Source organism: Streptomyces sp. NPDC051452, from assembly GCF_044454765.1.
Lineage (GTDB): Bacteria > Actinomycetota > Actinomycetes > Streptomycetales > Streptomycetaceae > Streptomyces.
In genome coordinates this window covers 89,652-106,781 of record NZ_JBITEB010000013.1, presented here as the reverse complement: position 1 = coordinate 106,781, position 17,130 = coordinate 89,652, and the positions used below count along the sequence as shown (strand labels likewise).

General features: G+C 71.2%; 14 protein-coding genes. 5 read left to right on the top strand and 9 right to left on the bottom strand.

What is annotated here, in order from left to right; genetic code table 11:
- The first annotated feature begins 5 nt into the window (after nucleotides 1-5).
- From ACIBA9_RS27075 to ACIBA9_RS27060, 4 genes are all read left to right on the top strand, one after another.
- Nucleotides 6-1,262, top strand: coding sequence for a citrate synthase (locus tag ACIBA9_RS27075; protein ID WP_399366915.1), 1,257 nt, complete (start codon nucleotides 6-8; stop codon nucleotides 1,260-1,262).
- 54 nt (nucleotides 1,263-1,316) lie between these two features.
- Entirely contained in the window at nucleotides 1,317-2,258 is a 942-nt protein-coding gene (locus tag ACIBA9_RS27070) for a sucrase ferredoxin (RefSeq protein ID WP_399366914.1), read from the top strand.
- 115 nt (nucleotides 2,259-2,373) lie between these two features.
- Nucleotides 2,374-4,035, top strand: a complete 1,662-nt coding sequence (locus tag ACIBA9_RS27065; protein WP_399366913.1) for an ATP-binding protein — start codon at nucleotides 2,374-2,376, stop codon at nucleotides 4,033-4,035.
- Complete coding sequence (locus ACIBA9_RS27060; protein ID WP_399366912.1) at nucleotides 4,032-4,712, top strand: response regulator; 681 nt, start codon at nucleotides 4,032-4,034, stop codon at nucleotides 4,710-4,712. The genes ACIBA9_RS27065 and ACIBA9_RS27060 overlap by 4 nt, the downstream gene beginning before the upstream one ends.
- A 68-nt stretch (nucleotides 4,713-4,780) precedes the next feature.
- On the opposite strand, the gene ACIBA9_RS27055 is transcribed toward ACIBA9_RS27060, so the two are convergent.
- The 6 genes from ACIBA9_RS27055 to ACIBA9_RS27030 all read right to left on the bottom strand — a co-directional run bounded on the left by ACIBA9_RS27055 (nucleotide 4,781) and on the right by ACIBA9_RS27030 (nucleotide 12,469).
- Nucleotides 4,781-6,373: a cation acetate symporter gene (locus ACIBA9_RS27055; protein WP_399366911.1), complete on the bottom strand. Its 1,593-nt coding sequence runs from the start codon at nucleotides 6,371-6,373 to the stop codon at nucleotides 4,781-4,783.
- Complete coding sequence (locus ACIBA9_RS27050) at nucleotides 6,370-6,918, bottom strand: DUF485 domain-containing protein (RefSeq protein ID WP_399366909.1); 549 nt, start codon at nucleotides 6,916-6,918, stop codon at nucleotides 6,370-6,372. Before ACIBA9_RS27050 ends, ACIBA9_RS27055 begins: the two co-directional genes overlap by 4 nt.
- Before the next feature lie 69 nt (nucleotides 6,919-6,987).
- Nucleotides 6,988-7,671 carry a response regulator gene (locus tag ACIBA9_RS27045; protein ID WP_399366908.1) on the bottom strand — a complete coding sequence of 228 codons (684 nt, stop codon included), beginning with the start codon at nucleotides 7,669-7,671 and terminating at the stop codon, nucleotides 6,988-6,990.
- Nucleotides 7,668-8,819 (bottom strand): sensor histidine kinase, encoded by a 1,152-nt coding sequence (locus ACIBA9_RS27040; protein ID WP_399366907.1) that lies wholly within the window; start codon nucleotides 8,817-8,819, stop codon nucleotides 7,668-7,670. The genes ACIBA9_RS27045 and ACIBA9_RS27040 overlap by 4 nt, the downstream gene beginning before the upstream one ends.
- Nucleotides 8,816-9,337: a DUF1453 domain-containing protein gene (locus ACIBA9_RS27035; RefSeq protein ID WP_399366906.1), complete on the bottom strand. Its 522-nt coding sequence runs from the start codon at nucleotides 9,335-9,337 to the stop codon at nucleotides 8,816-8,818. Before ACIBA9_RS27035 ends, ACIBA9_RS27040 begins: the two co-directional genes overlap by 4 nt.
- A 1,008-nt stretch (nucleotides 9,338-10,345) precedes the next feature.
- On the bottom strand, nucleotides 10,346-12,469 hold the full coding sequence (locus ACIBA9_RS27030) for a DNA topoisomerase IV subunit B (RefSeq protein ID WP_362157695.1): 2,124 nt from the start codon (nucleotides 12,467-12,469) through the stop codon (nucleotides 10,346-10,348).
- Nucleotides 12,470-12,908: 439 nt separating this feature from the next.
- On the opposite strand from ACIBA9_RS27030, the gene ACIBA9_RS27025 reads away from it, so the two are divergent.
- Nucleotides 12,909-13,139 (top strand): hypothetical protein, encoded by a 231-nt coding sequence (locus tag ACIBA9_RS27025; RefSeq protein WP_360148297.1) that lies wholly within the window; start codon nucleotides 12,909-12,911, stop codon nucleotides 13,137-13,139.
- A gap of 101 nt (nucleotides 13,140-13,240) precedes the next feature.
- Here the strand turns inward: ACIBA9_RS27025 and ACIBA9_RS27020 are convergent, their stop codons facing one another.
- The 3 genes from ACIBA9_RS27020 to ACIBA9_RS27010 all read right to left on the bottom strand — a co-directional run bounded on the left by ACIBA9_RS27020 (nucleotide 13,241) and on the right by ACIBA9_RS27010 (nucleotide 17,102).
- Nucleotides 13,241-14,101: a serine protease gene (locus ACIBA9_RS27020; RefSeq protein ID WP_399366905.1), complete on the bottom strand. Its 861-nt coding sequence runs from the start codon at nucleotides 14,099-14,101 to the stop codon at nucleotides 13,241-13,243.
- A gap of 122 nt (nucleotides 14,102-14,223) precedes the next feature.
- Nucleotides 14,224-15,762 (bottom strand): RNA polymerase sigma factor, encoded by a 1,539-nt coding sequence (locus tag ACIBA9_RS27015; protein ID WP_399366904.1) that lies wholly within the window; start codon nucleotides 15,760-15,762, stop codon nucleotides 14,224-14,226.
- 452 nt (nucleotides 15,763-16,214) lie between these two features.
- Nucleotides 16,215-17,102, bottom strand: a complete 888-nt coding sequence (locus ACIBA9_RS27010) for a FadR/GntR family transcriptional regulator (RefSeq protein WP_399366903.1) — start codon at nucleotides 17,100-17,102, stop codon at nucleotides 16,215-16,217.
- Between the last annotated feature and the right edge of the window lie 28 nt (nucleotides 17,103-17,130).

The window sequence follows — 17,130 nt, the reverse complement described above, 5'->3', positions numbered from 1 at the left end:
CCCTCATGCGCGATCACGAACCCGCTCCCGGCCGCCCCGGGGGACGGCTGACCACCAAGGAGACTGCCGAGGCACTCGGCGTGAAGCCCGAGACGGTGTACGCGTACGTGAGTCGCGGCCTGCTCAGCAGCAGACGCGAGCCCGGCGGCCGCGCCAGCACCTTCGAGGCGAAGGAGGTGGAGGCACTCGCCCGGCGCAACCGGCGTGAGGCGGCCGGGAGTCCGGGCTCCGGCACCGATCTGTCGGTCCGGACCCACATCACGCTGATCGACGAGGACCGGTACTTCTTCCGCGGCGTGGACGCCGTCGAACTGTCCACCCGGCACTCCTACGAGGAGGTCGCCGAGTGGCTCTGGACCGGCCGGCTGACCCCGGGCGTCACCTTCTCCGCGCCCGGGGCCACCGTCGAGGTCGCCCGGCGCGCGGTGAACGCCCTGTCCGAGCACGCCTCCCCCGTCGACCGGCTGCGGGTGGCGGCGATCGCCGCGGCGGCCGAGGACCCGCTGCGCTTCGACCTGTCCGAGGAGGCCGTGCTGAACACCGCGCGCCTGCTCATCCCGACGCTCGTCGCCGCGCTCCCGCCGGCCCCGCACGGCGACCGGGACGACGGCCCGCTGGCACACCGCCTGTGGGGCCGGCTGACCGGCCGCCCCGCCGACGAGGCCTCCCTGCGCGTACTCGACACCGCGCTGGCCCTGCTGGCCGACCACGACCTGGCCGCCTCCACCCTCGCCGTCCGGGTCGCCGCCTCGGCGCGCGCGCACGTCTACGCCGCCGTATCGTCCGGCCTCGGCGTCCTGGAGGGTCCGCTGCACGGCGCCGCCAGCGGCCTGGCTCACCGGATGCTCGTGGACGTCCTGGAGCAGGGCACGGCGGTCCCGGTGATCGCCGACGAGCTGCGCGCGGGCCGCCGCATCCCCGGTCTCGGCCACCGGCTCTACCCCGGCGAGGACCCCCGCGCGCGCGTGCTCTTCGGCCTGCTGGAGCAGGTCCCGGATGCCGAGCCCGCGCTCCTCGCGGCCCGCGACATCGTCGCCACGACGGCGCGGCACACCCCCCTGCACGCCAACGTCGACCTGGCGCTGGCGGTGTTCACGGCCTCGTGCGGCATGCCGGCCACGGCCGGTGAGACGATCTTCGCCGTCGCCCGGACGGCGGGCTGGATCGCGCACGCCATCGAGGAGTACGGCGAGCGACCGCTTCGGATGCGGCCCAGCGGTCACTACGTCGGACCGCGGCCGCCCCGCCCCCTGCCGGAGTAGGCCCCCGACGAGGCCGGAAGTCGCCCTGGGAGGAGTCAGGTTAGGCTCGCCTCTGTGAGTAGGTGCGCGACCGTCTCCCGGAGCCTCGACGAGCCTGTTGCCGGCACGGCTGCCAGGGCGACGACATGGCTGCTGCTGGAACAGCCCGGACCGTGGGGTGCCAAGGCACTCACGTCGAGCCATCTGGACCCCGCGGTGGGCCGGGTGCTGGAGGCCGCCGCGGAGGGGACGGGCGTCCGTGTCGCGCTCATCCGCCACCCCGGGCGCCACGCGGACCCCGGCACCGCCGCGATCCGGCGCGTGTACGCCGCCCACACCGTTCCGGGCCACACGTGGCTGCACAGCGCCACCACCCGCGATCCGCGGCGCCTGCTCGGCCTCGACTTCGCGGCCCTCGGGGCGGGCGACCCCCGTTCGTTCGGCGCGGCGCTCGGCGGCCTCCCCCACAACGGCGATCCGCTCGCACTCGTGTGCACCAACGGCAAGCGAGACCGCTGCTGCGCCCTCCTGGGCCGTCCCCTCGCCGCCGAGCTGGTCGCCTCCGGGGTCCGCGGCGTCTGGGAGGTCACCCATCTGGGTGGACATCGCTTCTCGCCGACGGTGCTCGTCCTGCCGTACGGCTATTCCTACGGCCGCGCCAAGGCGCACACCGTCAAGGAGGCGCTGCACGGCGCCCGCGAGGGACGTGTGGTCGTGGAGGGGTGTCGCGGGTGCTCCGCCTGGGAGCGGCCCGGGCAGGCGGCCGAGCTGGCCGTCCGGGCGGCCGCGGACGAGTACCGGGCGGGCGTGCTGAGTGTGCTGCGGACCGATGGCTCGGCTCCCCGCTGGGAGGTCACCGTGGGCCACGCCGACGGCCGCCGCTGGCGGGTCACCGTGGCGCAGACGGCGTCGCTGCCGCCCCGCCCGGAGAGCTGCGGCGCGGCGGTGCTCGGGGCGCCCGCGCGAATGGACGTGGTGGCGCTGCGCGGTCTGCGGCCGACGGCGCTGGCGAGCTGAGCGCGGCCTCCGGTCCGATCGATCTCCCGTCCCACCGGTCTCCCGGGACAGGGGCCGGGAGATCCGCGCCACACCCCCTGGGGCGGGTCCGCGGCGGACACGTACCGTCGGGGGCATGAGCCCCCCTCCCGCCGCACGCCGTCCGCGCCTCGGGCTGCCGCGGCGGGTGTTCTCGCAGGTGCTGCTGATGCAGGTGGCGATCGCCGCGGGGGTCGCGGTACTCGCGACCGGGCTGTTCCTGGCGCCGCTGAGCAAGCAGCTGGACCAGGAGGCGATGCGGCGCGCCCTGGCCATCGCCGAAACCACCGCCCAGGACCCGCAGATCGCCGAGGGGGTCCGCGCCACCCGGCCGGCCGGCGACGGCCCCGTGCAGCGGGAGGCGGAACGGATCCGGCGGGCCACCCACGCCGAGTACATCGTGGTGCTGGACCGGAACTGGGTGCGCTGGTCGCATCCCACGGACTCGGAGATCGGCCGGCGCGTGTCCACCGATCCCAGCGACGCCCTGGCCGGCAGAGAGGTCATGGAGATCGACAAGGGCACCCTGGATCGCTCGGCCCGAGGCAAGGTGCCGCTGTACGACGCCGAGCACCACGTCGTCGGCGCGGTGTCGGTCGGCATCGCCTACGACAGTGTGCGGGCCCGGCTGATCAGCGCGATCCCCGAGTTGTTCGGGTACGCCGGCGGCGCTCTCGCGGTGGGCGCGCTGGCCGCCTGGCTGATCTCCCGCAGGGTCCAGCGGCAGACCCGGGACCTGGCCTTCTCCGACATCTCGGCGCTGCTCGCGGAGCGCGAGGCGATGTTGCACGGCATCCGGGAGGGTGTCGTCGCCCTCGATCGCGGCGGCCGCGTCCGCCTGTTCAACGACGAGGCGCGACGGCTGCTCGGCATCGGCGACGAGGCGGTCGGACGCACCCCCGACGAGGCTCTCGGCACGGGCCGCACCACGGACGTCCTGACCGGCCGTGTGGCCGGCACCGACCTGCTCACCGTGCGCGGCCCGCGCGTCCTGGTCGCCAACCGCATGCCCACCGACGACGGCGGCGCCGTGGCCACCCTGCGCGACCGCACCGAACTGGAGCGACTGGGGCGGGAGCTGGACTCCACGCGCGGGCTGATCGACGCGTTGCGCGCCCAGGACCACGAGCACGCCAACCGCATGCACACCCTGCTGGGCCTGCTGGAACTGGAGATGTACGACGACGCGGCGGAGTTCGTCGGTGAGGTGGTCGGCGACCACCGGGCCACCGCCGAACAGGTCACCGAGAGGATCCAGGACCCGCTGCTGGCCGCGCTGCTGGTCGGCAAGGCGGCCGTGGCGGCCGAGCGTGGGGTCGTGCTTCTGGTGTCGGACCACACCCGGCTCCCGGACCGGCTGATCGATCCCCGGGGGCTGGTGACGGTCGTCGGCAACCTGGTGGACAACGCCCTCGACGCGGTCGCCGGCTCCCCGCACGCGCGCGTGGAGGTCGAATTGCGTGCGGAGGGCCGGACGGTCGCCCTCCGGGTACGGGACACGGGCCCCGGCATCCCGGCGGACCGACGGGAGTTGATCTTCACCGAGGGGTGGTCCACCAAGGACCCGCCCGCGCACGGCAAGCGCGGCATCGGACTCTCCCTGGTACGCCGGCTCGCCGAACGGCAGGGCGGCAGCGCGTCCGTTGACACGGCGGCCGGCGGCGGTGCCGTGTTCACCGTGGTCCTGCCCGAGGCACTGACCGACCCCGCACCCGAACCGGCAGGCGTCCGGGCCACTGCCGAGGAGGAGACACGATGATCGAGGTGCTGGTCGTGGACGACGACGTCCGGGTGGCCCGGGTCAACGCCGCCTACGTCGAGAAGGTGCCCGGATTCCATGTGGCGGGCGAGGCGCACAGCGCGGCGGAGGCACTGCGCCGGGTGGCGTCCCTGCCCCGGCTCGACCTGGTGCTCATGGACCACTATCTGCCCGACGGCACGGGGCTGGCCGTCGTACGGGAGATGCGGCGGCGCGGCCACCAGGCCGACGTGATCATGGTGACCGCCGCACGGGACGTCTCCACCGTCCAGGCCGCCATGCGGCACGGCGCGCTGCAGTACCTGGTGAAACCGTTCGCCTTCGCCGGTCTGCGGGCCAAGCTGGAGGCGTACGCCGAGCTGCGGCGGACCCTGGACGGCGGCGGCGAGGCCGAACAGGCGCAGGTGGACCGCATCTTCGGCGCCCTTTCCACCCCGTCGGAGCCGGAGCTGCCCAAGGGGCACTCCCCCACCACGGCCGAGTTGGTGCGCCAGGCGCTGATGAGCGCGGAGGACCCGCTGTCGGCCCAGCAGATCGCCGAGCGCACGGGAGTGAGTCGGCAGACCGCCCAGCGCTATCTCAAGCTCCTGGAACGCACCGGACGCGCCCGGCTGACCCTCAAGTACGGCGACGCGGGCCGCCCGGAACACCGTTACGTGTGGGCGACCCGCGCCTGAGCCAGACGGCGGCTTCGAGCAGCCCCGGGACGCGCCCGGGCCGGAACAGCGCCACCACCCCGCCCCCGCTACACGGCTCCGGCGCCGGTCAGTGACCGCACCTCCGTCTCGGCGTACTTGGTCTCGTCCGCGACCTCCTCCGAGGTGACCGTCCCCAGCCAGCCGGCCAGGAAGCCGAGCGGGATGGAGACGATCCCCGGGTTCTGCAACGGGAAGTACTGGAAGTCGACACCCGGGAACAGCGAGGCAGGACTGCCGGAGACCACCGGGGACAGCAGCACGAGCCCGAGTGCCGGGATCAGCCCGCCGTACACGGCCCACACCGCGCCGCGCGTGGTGAAGCCCCGCCAGAACAGCGAGTAGAGCAGCGCCGGGAGGTTCGCCGACGCGGCGACCGCGAAGGCGAGTCCGACGAGGAAGGCGACGTTGAGGTCCCGGGCCAGCAGCCCGAGCGCGATCGCGACGACACCGATACCCACCGCCGCGAACCGCGCCACCGCCACCTCGCTGCGCGCCGTGCCGTGCGCCCGACGCAGCGACGCGTACAGGTCGTGGGCCACCGAGGCCGAGGAGGCGAGCGTGATGCCGGCGACCACCGCGAGGATCGTCGCGAAGGCGACGGCGGCCACCACCGCGAACAGAACGGTCCCCCCGGTGGAGCCCACTCCCCCGCCCAGATCCAGGGCGAGCAGCGGCATGGCCGTATTCCCGGCCGCGTTCGATGCACGCAGGGCCTCCGGCCCCACAATGGCCGTCGCCCCGAACCCCAGGACGATGGTCATCAGGTAGAAACTGCCGATCAGGCCGATGGACCACACCGTGGAGCGGCGGGCGGCCCGCGCGGTGGGCACGGTGTAGAAGCGGGACAGGATGTGCGGCAGCCCTGCCGTGCCCAACACCAGCGCGACGCCGAGGCTGATGAAGTCCAGACGCTCGGTCCAGTTCCCGCCGTACTTGAGACCCGGTGCCAGGAACGCGTCCCCGTGGCCACTGCGTTCGGCGGCCGTGGTCAGCAACCGGTCGAAGTCGCCGTGGAACCGGACCAGCACGAGCACGGTCAGCGCGATCGTCCCGCTGAGCATCAGGACGGCCTTCACGATCTGGATCCAGGTCGTCGCCCGCATCCCTCCCAACGACACGTAGATCACCATGAGTGCACCCACCCCGATGACCGTCCAGGCCTGGGCCACGCCGCTCGTCCGCCCCAGCAGCAGCGCCACCAGACTGCCCGCGCCGACCATCTGCGCCACCAGATACAGAACGGACACCGTCACCGAGGAGGTTCCCGCGGCGATCCGCACCGGACGTTCGCTCATCCGCGCCGCCACCACGTCGGCCATGGTGAACCGCCCGCAGTTGCGCACCAGTTCCGCCACAAGGAACAGCACGACCAGCCACGCCACGAGGAAGCCCACCGAATACAGCAGCCCGTCGTACCCGTACAGCGCGATCAGCCCGGTGACCCCGAGGAAGGAAGCCGCGGACAGATAGTCGCCCGCGACGGCAAAACCATTTTCCATCGGGGAGAACAACCGCCCGCCCGCGTAGAACTCCTCCGCCGAACCGTGCCGCTTGCGGCTCACCCAGGTCGTGATCCCGAGAGTGACGGCCACGAAGCCGCTGAACAGCAGCAGCGCCAGTGTCTGATGGCCACCGGTCACGAGTTACCTCCCCGCGCACCGCGCGTCAGTTCTTGGGTGTCCCAGCGCAGTTCCAGCGCCGCCCGGTCCCGGCGCAGCCGAGCGTGCCGGGAGTAGGCCCAGGTGAGCAGGAAGGTGCTGACGAACTGCCCCAGCCCCGCGAGCATGCCCACGTTCACCGCACCCGCCACGGGCCGGCCCATGAATCCGGGCGCGGTCGTGGCCGTGACCACATAGGCGATGTACCAGGCGAGGAAGGCCAGCGTTCCCGGCACCACGAACCGCCGGTACCTGCCGCGCACTTCCTGAAAGGCGGCACTGCGCTGCACCTCGACGTACACGTCGCGGGCACGGATAGCCGTTCCGCTTCCCTCCCGGCGGGCGGACGGCACGGCCGGCGCGGGCCTGCCCGCGCCGTCCAGTTCACCCCAGCCGGAGGCCAGCGCGTCGTACCACGGGTCCTCGTAGTTCACCTCGCGGACGGGCACACCGCGGTCTTCCTGGTGCTCGGGCGAACTCTCGGGACCGTTCCCGGCTCCGGGGGAACGATCGTTGCTTGACTGCATGCCCAAGGATGGACAGATCGGGAAGATCCCTGACTCTTCTTCCCCCCGCTCTTCACCCCATCAGGTGACTCACATCACTGGTGGCCGCACCAGTCCCTTGCTGTAGGCGTAACGGACCGCCTGCGCCCGGTCCTTGAGACCGGTCTTGGCGAACAGGTTGTTGATGTGTGTCTTCACGGTCGCGGTGGAGACATGCAGCTTGCGAGCGATCTCCTGGTTGCTGAGACCGTCGGCGATGAGCACCAGGACCTCGGTCTCACGCGTGGTCAGGCCGTCGGGCGCCTCGATGGCCGCCGGTTCCGGCTCGGGCCGCGAGAGCCGCTCCAGCAGGCGGCGCTGGACGCTGGGCGACAGTCCCGCCTCCCCCGACAGCACGCTCTCCACGGCCCGGACGATCTCGTCGCCGCCCGCGTCCTTGGTCAGGTATCCCCGCGCACCAGCCCGCAGCGCGGGGAAGAGCGACTCGTCGTCGGCATAGGTGGTGAGCACCACGACCTGGGTCGCGGGGTACTGCGTCCGGATACGCCGGGTGGCCTCCACGCCGTCGCAGCGGGGCATTCTGAGGTCCATCAGGACGACGTCGGGTGCCAGTTCCGCGGTCAGCCGCACTGCCTCCTCGCCGTCCCCGGCCGCGCCGACGACCTCCACCCCGGGGAGCAGACCCAGCAGCATCACGATGCCCTCCCGGACGACGGTCTGATCGTCCGCGACCACCACCCGCGCGGGCTTCCTCTCCCCCTCCCGCTCCGTCATACGGGCACCTTCAGCGTCACCATGAACCCCTCCTCGTCCGGGCCCGCGTCCAGCGAGCCACCCAGCAGTTCGGCCCGCTCGCGCATACCCAGCAGACCGTACCCACCCCCGGAGCCGGTGAGTTCACCCGGTCGGCCACCCCAGTCCCTTACGTCCAGCGTCACTTCGCGTGGGCTGTAGTCCAGTCGCAGACGCACCTTGGCGCCCTGGGCGTGCTTGCGGACGTTCGTCAGTGCCTCCTGCGCGACCCGGCGCACCGCCTGCGACGCCTCGGCCGGCAGCGGTCTACGCTCACCCGTGACGGTGACCTCCGCATTGTCGGCGCCGCTGACCAGCTCGGCCAGGAAGTCCTCCAGCGGGGTCAGCTCGCCCCGCAGCGCGGACAGGGCCTGCCGGGTCTCGGCGAGACCGTCCCGTGCCATGCCCCGGGCCGCCACTACCCGCTCCAGGATCCGCTCGCGGTCGGCGCCGTTCTCGATCAGCAGCCGGGCCGCCTCCAGGTGCACGAGCTGGGCCGAGAGGCTGTGTGCCAGCACGTCGTGGATCTCCCGGGCGATCCGCGCCCGCTCGGTCAGCGCGGCGGACTCGGCCTCGGCGGCCAGAGCGGCCCGCTCCTGGACGAGCAGTCGCTGTGCGCTGCCCCGGGCCTCGGCGTCCAGGCGCAGCACGTACCCACCGAGCGCCATGCCCGCCACGGTGATCGTCGTGTTCAGCCAGGCATCGGTGTTGAACGCGGAGTACGCGGCGAGCGCCACAGCCGTCACCGGGCCGGCCGCGGCGAGCGGCAGTCTCTCCAGAGCGGTGATCCCGCAACCGCAGAAGATCACCAGAGCCGGTACACGGAACCCCGTGGCCTGGGCGGCGACCGCGATGGCCAGCAGCAGGCCGGTGAGCGCCAGCGAGGGCACCAGCCGGTGCGCGCAGGTCGTGCGGAAGAAGGCCCAGCCGGCGAGGCCGGCGACGACGACTCCCGCTGCCGCCGCGAGCGCTCCCCAGATTCCGACGTGCCGGTGACTAAAGGCGCTCCACAACAACACGCCGAGGACCAGCAGCCGAACGGCCCAGGCGAGCATGCGCCGCGGCCGGGAGGTTCCCTCACGGCTCAGAGCCTCCCGCAAGGGCCAGCGTGTCCAGACGTTCCCGCTCACACGCTCTCCTTCCACGCCGGCCTCCTGCCGTCACCGTACGCCGGGGCAGGACGGCTGGTGGCGTCCAGGGACTGCGCCCGCCAGACCAGAATTCCGCCGCGGACCAGGAGGGTGCCGGCGAGGCCGAGCATCAGGGCGGCGCTGTCCTGGTGCACGCCGAGTCCGGCGCCGACGGCGTAGAGACCGACCCGCAGGCCCAGCCCCACGGCCCACACGGCGACGCTCGCCTTGGTGCTCTTGGTCCACACCACGCCGTCCGCAGCCGTCCATATGCGGGTAGTCCAGGCCCAGCCGGCGCCTATGGCCAGGCCCGTCAGCAGTTCGACGGCGAGCAGGGCGGCGGATTCCGTGCGGTGGTGGGCGTCGAGGATGCCGGGTTCGCGCAGCGCGACGACGGCGAGGATCACCGGCAGCAGCCACCACCGCCGGTCCGTGTTGATCGCGCGGGCACGGAACTGCCGCACGATCACTATGGCGACGACGGCCACGATCATGAGCGTGTTGACGAGCCCGGACATCAGAGCCTCCGTGAGGGAGAAGGTGGCGCCGGGGCGAGTGCCGCCGACCTCTCCGAAGTTACGGAAATCCGCGGTTCGGGAGATCGGAGCCGGGGTGGATCACAGGTGGATTCGGGAAGCGGTGCGTCTCCACCCGGGGGTGGAGCGGAGTGGCGGGGCAGTGGGGTGGGTGGGCAGCCGGGGTGGCGGGCAGTGGGGGTGGGGCTCAGAGCTCGGGGCCAGCTCCAGGGCCTGGGAGGGGCCACTCCAGGGCCTGGGAGGGCGAGGCTGGGGTGCGGGTCCGGGATGGGCGCGGGATGGGATGCGGTCGGTGCCGCCCGGGCGTCGACCGGGAGCCGGCCGCCTGAGCAGCGGGGGCTGGGCGCGGGCCGGGACTGACGGGTGACCGGCGGTGGGGCCGGGTGGGGAGGCAAGGAACCGGACAGGAAGGGCAGACCTGCCACTGCGGAGCCGGGCCGCCGGAATGAGCGACGGAATGCGAGGGCCAGGAGCGCAGAGGGATGTCGCGATGCCCCGGGTGGGGGCCGGCGCCCGGAAGGAAGGCGGGGGCTGGGGAAGATCGGGGACACTGGACCGGAACCACCGGCTCGGAGAGACCGGACCGGAACCACGGGCTCGGGCGCAGAGCGTGGATGGAGAGCGGAGAGCCGCGAGCGGGAGCCCGGACTCGCAAGGAAGCCCTTGATGGCCAGTGGCGACACCTCGTGGCTACCGGCCCCGTGCCCACACGCGCGGCGCGGAAAGAACACCGTGATCAGCCGTCATACCGCGGCCCCACCCGGCAGGCGGCAGCGATGTCAGCACCACCGGCGCCCCGGACCGGCATCCGCAACCGCACCACTACCGCACGGCCGAGGCCGACATCCCGTGCCGTCACCGAACCGCATCTGCCGACGGCCCGGCCGACGGCGCCCGTCCGCCCCCCCGACTCGCCCCCAGCCCGGACCGTCCCGAGCGCACCGCGCTCCGCTCCTCAGGACCTCGACCAACCAGCGTCCCGCACCCCGCTCACGCGTCGATGCGGGAGCGGTCCAGGGTCGCCGCCGAGCTGGAGATGAACTCCTTTCGGGGTGCCACGTCGTTGCCCATGAGGAGGTCGAAGACCTGCTCGGCGGCCTCCAGGTCGGCGAGGTTGATGCGGCGCAGGGTGCGGTGACGGGGGTCCATCGTGGTCTCCGCCAGCTGGTCGGCGTCCATCTCGCCCAGGCCCTTGTAACGCTGGATGGAGTCCTTGTAGCGCACGCCCTTGCTCTGAAACTCCATCAGCTTCTCGCGCAGCTCGCGGTCGGAGTACGTGTAGACGTACTTGTCCTGGCCCTTCTTCGGCTGGACGATCTCGATGCGGTGCAGCGGCGGCACCGCGGCGAAGACCCGGCCGGCCTCGACCATGGGCCGCATGTACCGCTGGAAGAGCGTCAGCAGCAGGCAGCGGATGTGGGAGCCGTCCACATCGGCGTCGGTCATCATGATGATCTTGCCGTAGCGGGCCTGCTCGATGTCGAAGGTGCGGCCCGAGCCGGCCCCTATGACCTGGATGATCGCGCCGCACTCGGCGTTCTTGAGCATGTCGGTGACCGACGACCGCTGCACGTTGAGGATCTTGCCCCGGATCGGCAGCAGCGCCTGGAACTCGGAGTTGCGTGCCAGCTTGGCCGTACCGAGCGCGGAGTCGCCCTCCACGATGAACAGCTCACTGCGGTCGACGTCGTCGCTGCGGCAGTCGGCGAGCTTGGCCGGCAGGGAGGAGGACTCCAGCGCGGTCTTCCGGCGCTGGGCGTCCTTGTGCTGGCGGGCCGCGACACGGGTACGGGCGGCCGCGACCGCCTTCTCCATGACGACCCTGGCCTGGGCGGCCGCGTCCCGCTTGGTGGCGGTCAGGAACGCCTTCAGTTCCTTGGCGACCACGTTGCTCACGATGCGGCGGGCCGCCGAGGTGCCGAGGACCTCCTTGGTCTGCCCCTCGAACTGCGGCTCGGCCAGTCGCACGGTGACGACGGCGGTGAGGCCCTCCAGGGCATCGTCCTTGACGATGTTGTCCTCGGCTACGCGCAGTAGTTTCTTGGCACGCAGGACGTCGTTCATCGTCTGCGTGAGGGCCTGCTCGAAGCCGGAGACGTGGGTGCCGCCCTTGGGGGTGGCGATGATGTTGACGAAGGACCTGACCGTGGTGTCGTAACCCGTGCCCCAGCGCATCGCGACGTCGACGCCCAGCTCGCGGGTGACCTCGGTGGGGGTCATCTGGCCGTGCTCGTCCAGGACAGGGACGGTCTCCTTGAAGGTGCCCTGGCCGGAGAAGCGGAGGACGTCACAGACCGGCTTGTCGTTCGCCAGGTACTCGCAGAACTCGCTGATGCCGCCGTCGAAGCGGAACGACTCTTCGCCCTTGCTGCCGCCTTCGCCGAGGCCGTACTCGTCACGGACGACGATGGTCAGGCCCGGCACCAGGAACGCGGTCTGGCGCGCCCGCTGGTGCAGGTTCTCCAGGGAGAGCTTGGCGTCCTTGAGGAAGATCTGCCGGTCGGCCCAGTACCGCACGCGCGTGCCGCTGCGCGTCTTGGGGACCTTCTTGGTCTTGCGCAGACCGCTCTTGGCCTCGAACTTCGCTTCGGCGCCGCCGGTCGCGAAGGCACCCGGAACGCCGCGCCGGAAGCTGATGGCGTGCGTGTTGCCGGCGCGGTCCACCTCGACGTCGAGACGGGCGGAGAGGGCGTTGACCACGGAGGCGCCGACGCCGTGCAGACCGCCGGAGGCGGCGTAGGAGCCACCGCCGAACTTGCCGCCCGCGTGGAGCTTGGTCATGACGACCTCCACGCCGGACAGGCCGGTCTTGGGCTCCACGTCCACCGGGATGCCGCGACCGTTGTCGCGCACCTCCACGGAGCCGTCGTCGTGGAGGATCACCTCGATGTGGTCGCAGTACCCGCCCAGGGCCTCGTCCACGGAGTTGTCGATGATCTCCCACAAGCAGTGCATCAGACCGCGACTGTCCGTCGAGCCGATGTACATGCCAGGGCGCTTGCGCACGGCTTCGAGGCCCTCGAGGACGAGAAGGTGCCGCGCGGTGTAGTTGGAACCGTCCCGGTCTGCTCCTGCCAGCAGCGCTGTGGACGGCACGGACGTATCGGCGGTCACGCGGTTCGCTCCTCGCTGAATTTCAGATGGCCCCCTTTTGGGTAAGGGGTCGGCTTCGGTCGCCGCTCAGAGGGTACCGAGGCCTGGTAGAGCCGATGTAACGCCACCCTCGTCGGAAACCAAGACTAGTCCAGGCTCGCATGCGTGTTCGATCCCTCGATGGGGTGAAGTGCACATCACGTTCCCTTGGAGGCATGAACCATTTAGGCTCCGGGCACGTCCTCATGAACAACCGGCAAGCCAGCCGGGAGGACCCCGACCCAAGACAGCGCGAACCCGTAAGCACCGAGACACGCACTACGGCACATTCGCCGCCAACCGGCAGCAGACAGCCGCCCCGGAAAGATTTTTTCGAGGAAAAGCCACGAGCGGGAACGTTTTCGGGCTGGTTGGATGTTGACCCTGGTACGACAGCTCGTCGAGCTAGAGAAGAGGCGACGTGACTACTGTTCTGACCCCCGCGAGCCCGCTGACGGCCGCCGATCGCTGCGACCGCTGCGGCGCCCAGGCATACCTGCGCGTGGTCCTGCTCAGCGGCGGAGAACTGCTCTTCTGCGCCCACCACGGTCGCAAGTTCGAGCCGGAACTCAAGAAGATCGCCGCTGAGATACAGGACGAGACGGAGCGACTGACGACCGTTCCGAACAACGCTTCCGAAGAAGAGCGCTGAATCTCGCACACACGACGAGCCAGCTCCGGCACAGGCCGGCGAACGGGCGGCCGCTCTCTTTCCAGGAGCGGCCGCCCGTGCTCATGCCCGCGTGACGGACCTCAGGTGTGCCTGTGGGGCCCCTCAGGGCCCGCTGCACCGGGTTTCAGGGCCCGCACGACATCGGACACCCGGGTGTAGACGCCAGGGCTTCCCGGCCGCCCACAGCCGCTTCCCCACGACACGAGCCCGATCAGCCGCCCGTCGGCCACCAGCGGGCCTCCGCTGTCGCCCTGGCAGGCGTCGGGGCCTCCGGCGGCCTCACCGGCGCAGAGCATGGTGTCGGCCCGGTAGGTGCCGTCCGGTCCGCCCGGGTAGGCCCGGGTACAGAGGTCGTCGGCCAGGACGTGCATGCGCGCCGCGTAGAGACGGCGCACGTAGGCACCCCCGCCGGTGATGTCGCCCCAGCCCGTCACCAGGGCTTCCGTACCCGGCGTGTAGGCCGGGTCGCCCGCACCCGCCATGGTCACGACCGCGCTCTGCGGCAGTTCCCGGGCGAGCGTGAGGACGGCGAAGTCTCCGGAGTTGGTCGCACTGTCGTACCCGGGGTTGACCTGGACGTCCCGGACGTCGATCTCGTCCCCGTCTTCCGCCAGCAGGTCCGTGCGGTCCGCGATGACCTTCAGGTCGCGCACGAGGTTCGGCGGTGCCCCCAGGGCCTCCTCGCTCATGCAGTGGGCGGCGGTGAGCACCGTGTTCCGCGCGATCGCCACGCCACCGCAGAACTGTCCCGCGCGCGTACCTCCGAATCGGTCACGGCTGGACAGCGCCACCGTCCACGGAGCCTGGGAAACATCTACCGGGAAGCCCCCGACCACCACGCTGTCGGCGACCACCGGGGCCGCGCTCACCAGGGGTATGGCCGTCATGGTGGCCGCGAGGACCAGCGGCCGGATCAGCGCCCGGGCAACGGAACGACGCATTCCAACTCCTCACTCTGGGGTCCTGCTGGGACACCCAGAGTGATGCAGCGCATCGCCGTCCGCAGCCCGAAGGCCCGGCCCCCGCGAGGGGAACCGGGCCTTCGTCGTCGTACGACCGCGACCTAGTCGAGGTAGTCGCGCAGCACCTGCGAACGGGAGGGGTGGCGCAGCTTCGACATGGTCTTGGACTCGATCTGGCGGATGCGCTCACGCGTCACGCCGTAGACCTTGCCGATCTCGTCGAGGGTCTTCGGCTGACCGTCGGTGAGGCCGAAGCGCATGGAGACGACGCCGGCCTCGCGCTCGGACAGAGTGTCCAGGACGGAGTGCAGCTGCTCCTGCAGGAGCGTGAAGCTGACGGCGTCGGCGGGGACGACGGCCTCGGAGTCCTCGATGAGGTCGCCGAACTCGCTGTCGCCGTCCTCACCCAGCGGGGTGTGCAGCGAGATGGGCTCACGGCCGTACTTCTGGACCTCGATGACCTTCTCGGGGGTCATGTCGAGTTCCTTGGCCAGCTCCTCCGGGGTGGGCTCGCGGCCCAGGTCCTGGAGCATCTGGCGCTGCACGCGCGCGAGCTTGTTGATGACCTCGACCATGTGCACCGGGATACGGATGGTGCGGGCCTGGTCGGCCATGGCGCGGGTGATCGCCTGACGGATCCACCAGGTGGCGTACGTGGAGAACTTGTAGCCCTTGGTGTAGTCGAACTTCTCGACCGCGCGGATCAGACCGAGGTTGCCCTCCTGGATGAGGTCCAGGAAGAGCATGCCGCGGCCGGTGTAGCGCTTCGCCAGGGAGACCACCAGACGGAGGTTGGCCTCCAGCAGGTGGTTCTTGGCCCGGCGGCCGTCCTCGGCGATGATCTCCAGCTCGCGCTTGAGCTTCGGGGCGAGCTTGTCGGCGTTGGCCAGCTTGTCCTCGGCGAACAGCCCCGCCTCGATGCGCTTGGCCAGTTCGACCTCCTGCTCGGCGTTGAGCAGGGGGACCTTGCCGATCTGCTTCAGGTAGTCCTTGACCGGGTCGGCCGTGGCACCGGCCGCCGCGACCTGCTGCGCGGGCGCGTCGTCCTCGTCCTCGTCGGACAGGACGAAGCCGGCGCTCTCGGCGCCCTCGGGCTCGTCGGCGACCTTGGTGTCCTCGAGGACCTCCTCTTCGAGGAGCTCGACGTCGTCCTTGCCGGCCGCGGTCTTCTTGGCGGCCGTCTTCTTCGCCACGGTCTTCTTGGCGACAGCCTTCTTGGCGGTCGTCTTCTTGGCCGCGGCCTTCTTCGCGGGCGCGGCCTCTTCGGCGGAGTCGGCCACGGCCGGAGCGGTGGGCGCGTCCGGCGTGGCCGGTGTGGTGGCCTTACGGGTGGTCACCGTCTTGGCCGCGACCGTCTTGGTGGCGGTGCGCTTCGCGGGACTCTTCGCTGCGACGCTCTTTCGGGTGCGCTTGGGCTCTGCGGCACTGACCATCAGCGTCACACCCTCTTCCTCAAGGATCTGGTTGAGGCTGCGCAGTACGTTCTTCCACTGAGTGGCCGGGATCTGGTCAGCTTCGAAGGCCCGACGCACATCGTCGCCGGCGATCTGCCCCTCAGCCTTTCCCCGCTCAATGAGCGCCATGACAGAGACGGACTCGGCGATCTCCGGCGGGAGCGTACGGGATGTGCTGGCCGACACGAACAACCTCTCGGAACGTTGGAAAACGGCTTCCGGCATCGTCCACTGCGGACGGGAGCCGACCACCGGCCGGGGGAAGGGCCGACGGCGCGGGCGGGGCCGGGGAGATGCACAGCGCCTGTCTCGGCGTCCGTATTCCCTCCGCGGCTGTCACCTCTTAGGTCATCGCACTGCTCCCACGAGTGTTACGCCCAATCTGCGTGGCCCGAGTCACACCCCGTAAGCGTTCAAAAGCGATCAGAAGTGGTCAAATAAGATCACTGACGGCGTCCACCCGGCCACGAACAGCATCGAAGTGACCCATCGCACCGCCGGACCCGCCGGAATCCCCAGGATCCGGCAGGTCCGGCGGGGCCCGGTACCGGGGCCGACACGGCCACGAGAACCGGTCCGGCGCGGTTACGAGCACCCCGAGGACGTCGCACACCTGCGACCGCGCCGGCTCGTCGCGATCAGTGCTCGCGCGGGGCCGGAACCACGCGCTCCACCTCGGGGTGGACCGTGAGCAGCTGGCGCATGGCCGACTCGGCCGCCGTGGCGTCACCGGTGCCGAGGGCGTCGACGATGCGCGCGTGCTGCGCGAGAGCCGCCTCGTTCGGCCGGTCACAGCCGGTGACCGGACCGCCGGAGACCTGGAGGGCCGCCGAGACGATCCCGGAAAGGTGCTCCAGCATGCGGTTGCCGGCGATCTGGATGAGCATGGCGTGGAACTCGGTGTCCGCACGCGAATAGGTCAGCACATCGCCCTGCGCCATGGCATGGCTCATGATCTCGACCATGTCGCACAGACGCTGCTGCACCTCCTCGCGGCCGTGCCCGGCGGCGAGGCGGGCGGCGAGCGGCTCGATCGTCCAGCGCAGCTCGCTGAGCTCACGGCGCTGGTTGTCGCGCTGCGGCCCGAAGGCCCGCCATTCGATGATGTCCGGGTCCAGGAGGTTCCAGTCACTGACGGGACGCACGCGCGTGCCGACGTTGGGGCGGGCGCTGACCAGCCCCTTGGCCTCCAGGACACGGAGGGACTCGCGGACGACGGTGCGGGAGACCTCGAAGCGCTGGCCGATCTCCTCGGGCACCAGGGGGCGGTCCGCGCCCAGGTCACCGGAGACGATCATCTGTCCCAGCTGTTGAACGAGTTGGCCGTGCAACCCGCGTCCGCGGCTGCCCGCGGTACGCCGGCCGACGCGGCCCAGCTCCGGGTCTCCGCCGTCCCAGGAGGGTGCCGCGACGCGGTCGGCCACCGGGGCCTCGGCGTAGGGGTAGCGGTCGAGATCGCCCGGGCCGGTCAGACCAGAGTCTGCGGAGCGGGCGGCGGTCATCATGGTGTGCGCAAGGGTACTCACGGATCCTTTGTCGGCGCTCTCTCCAACT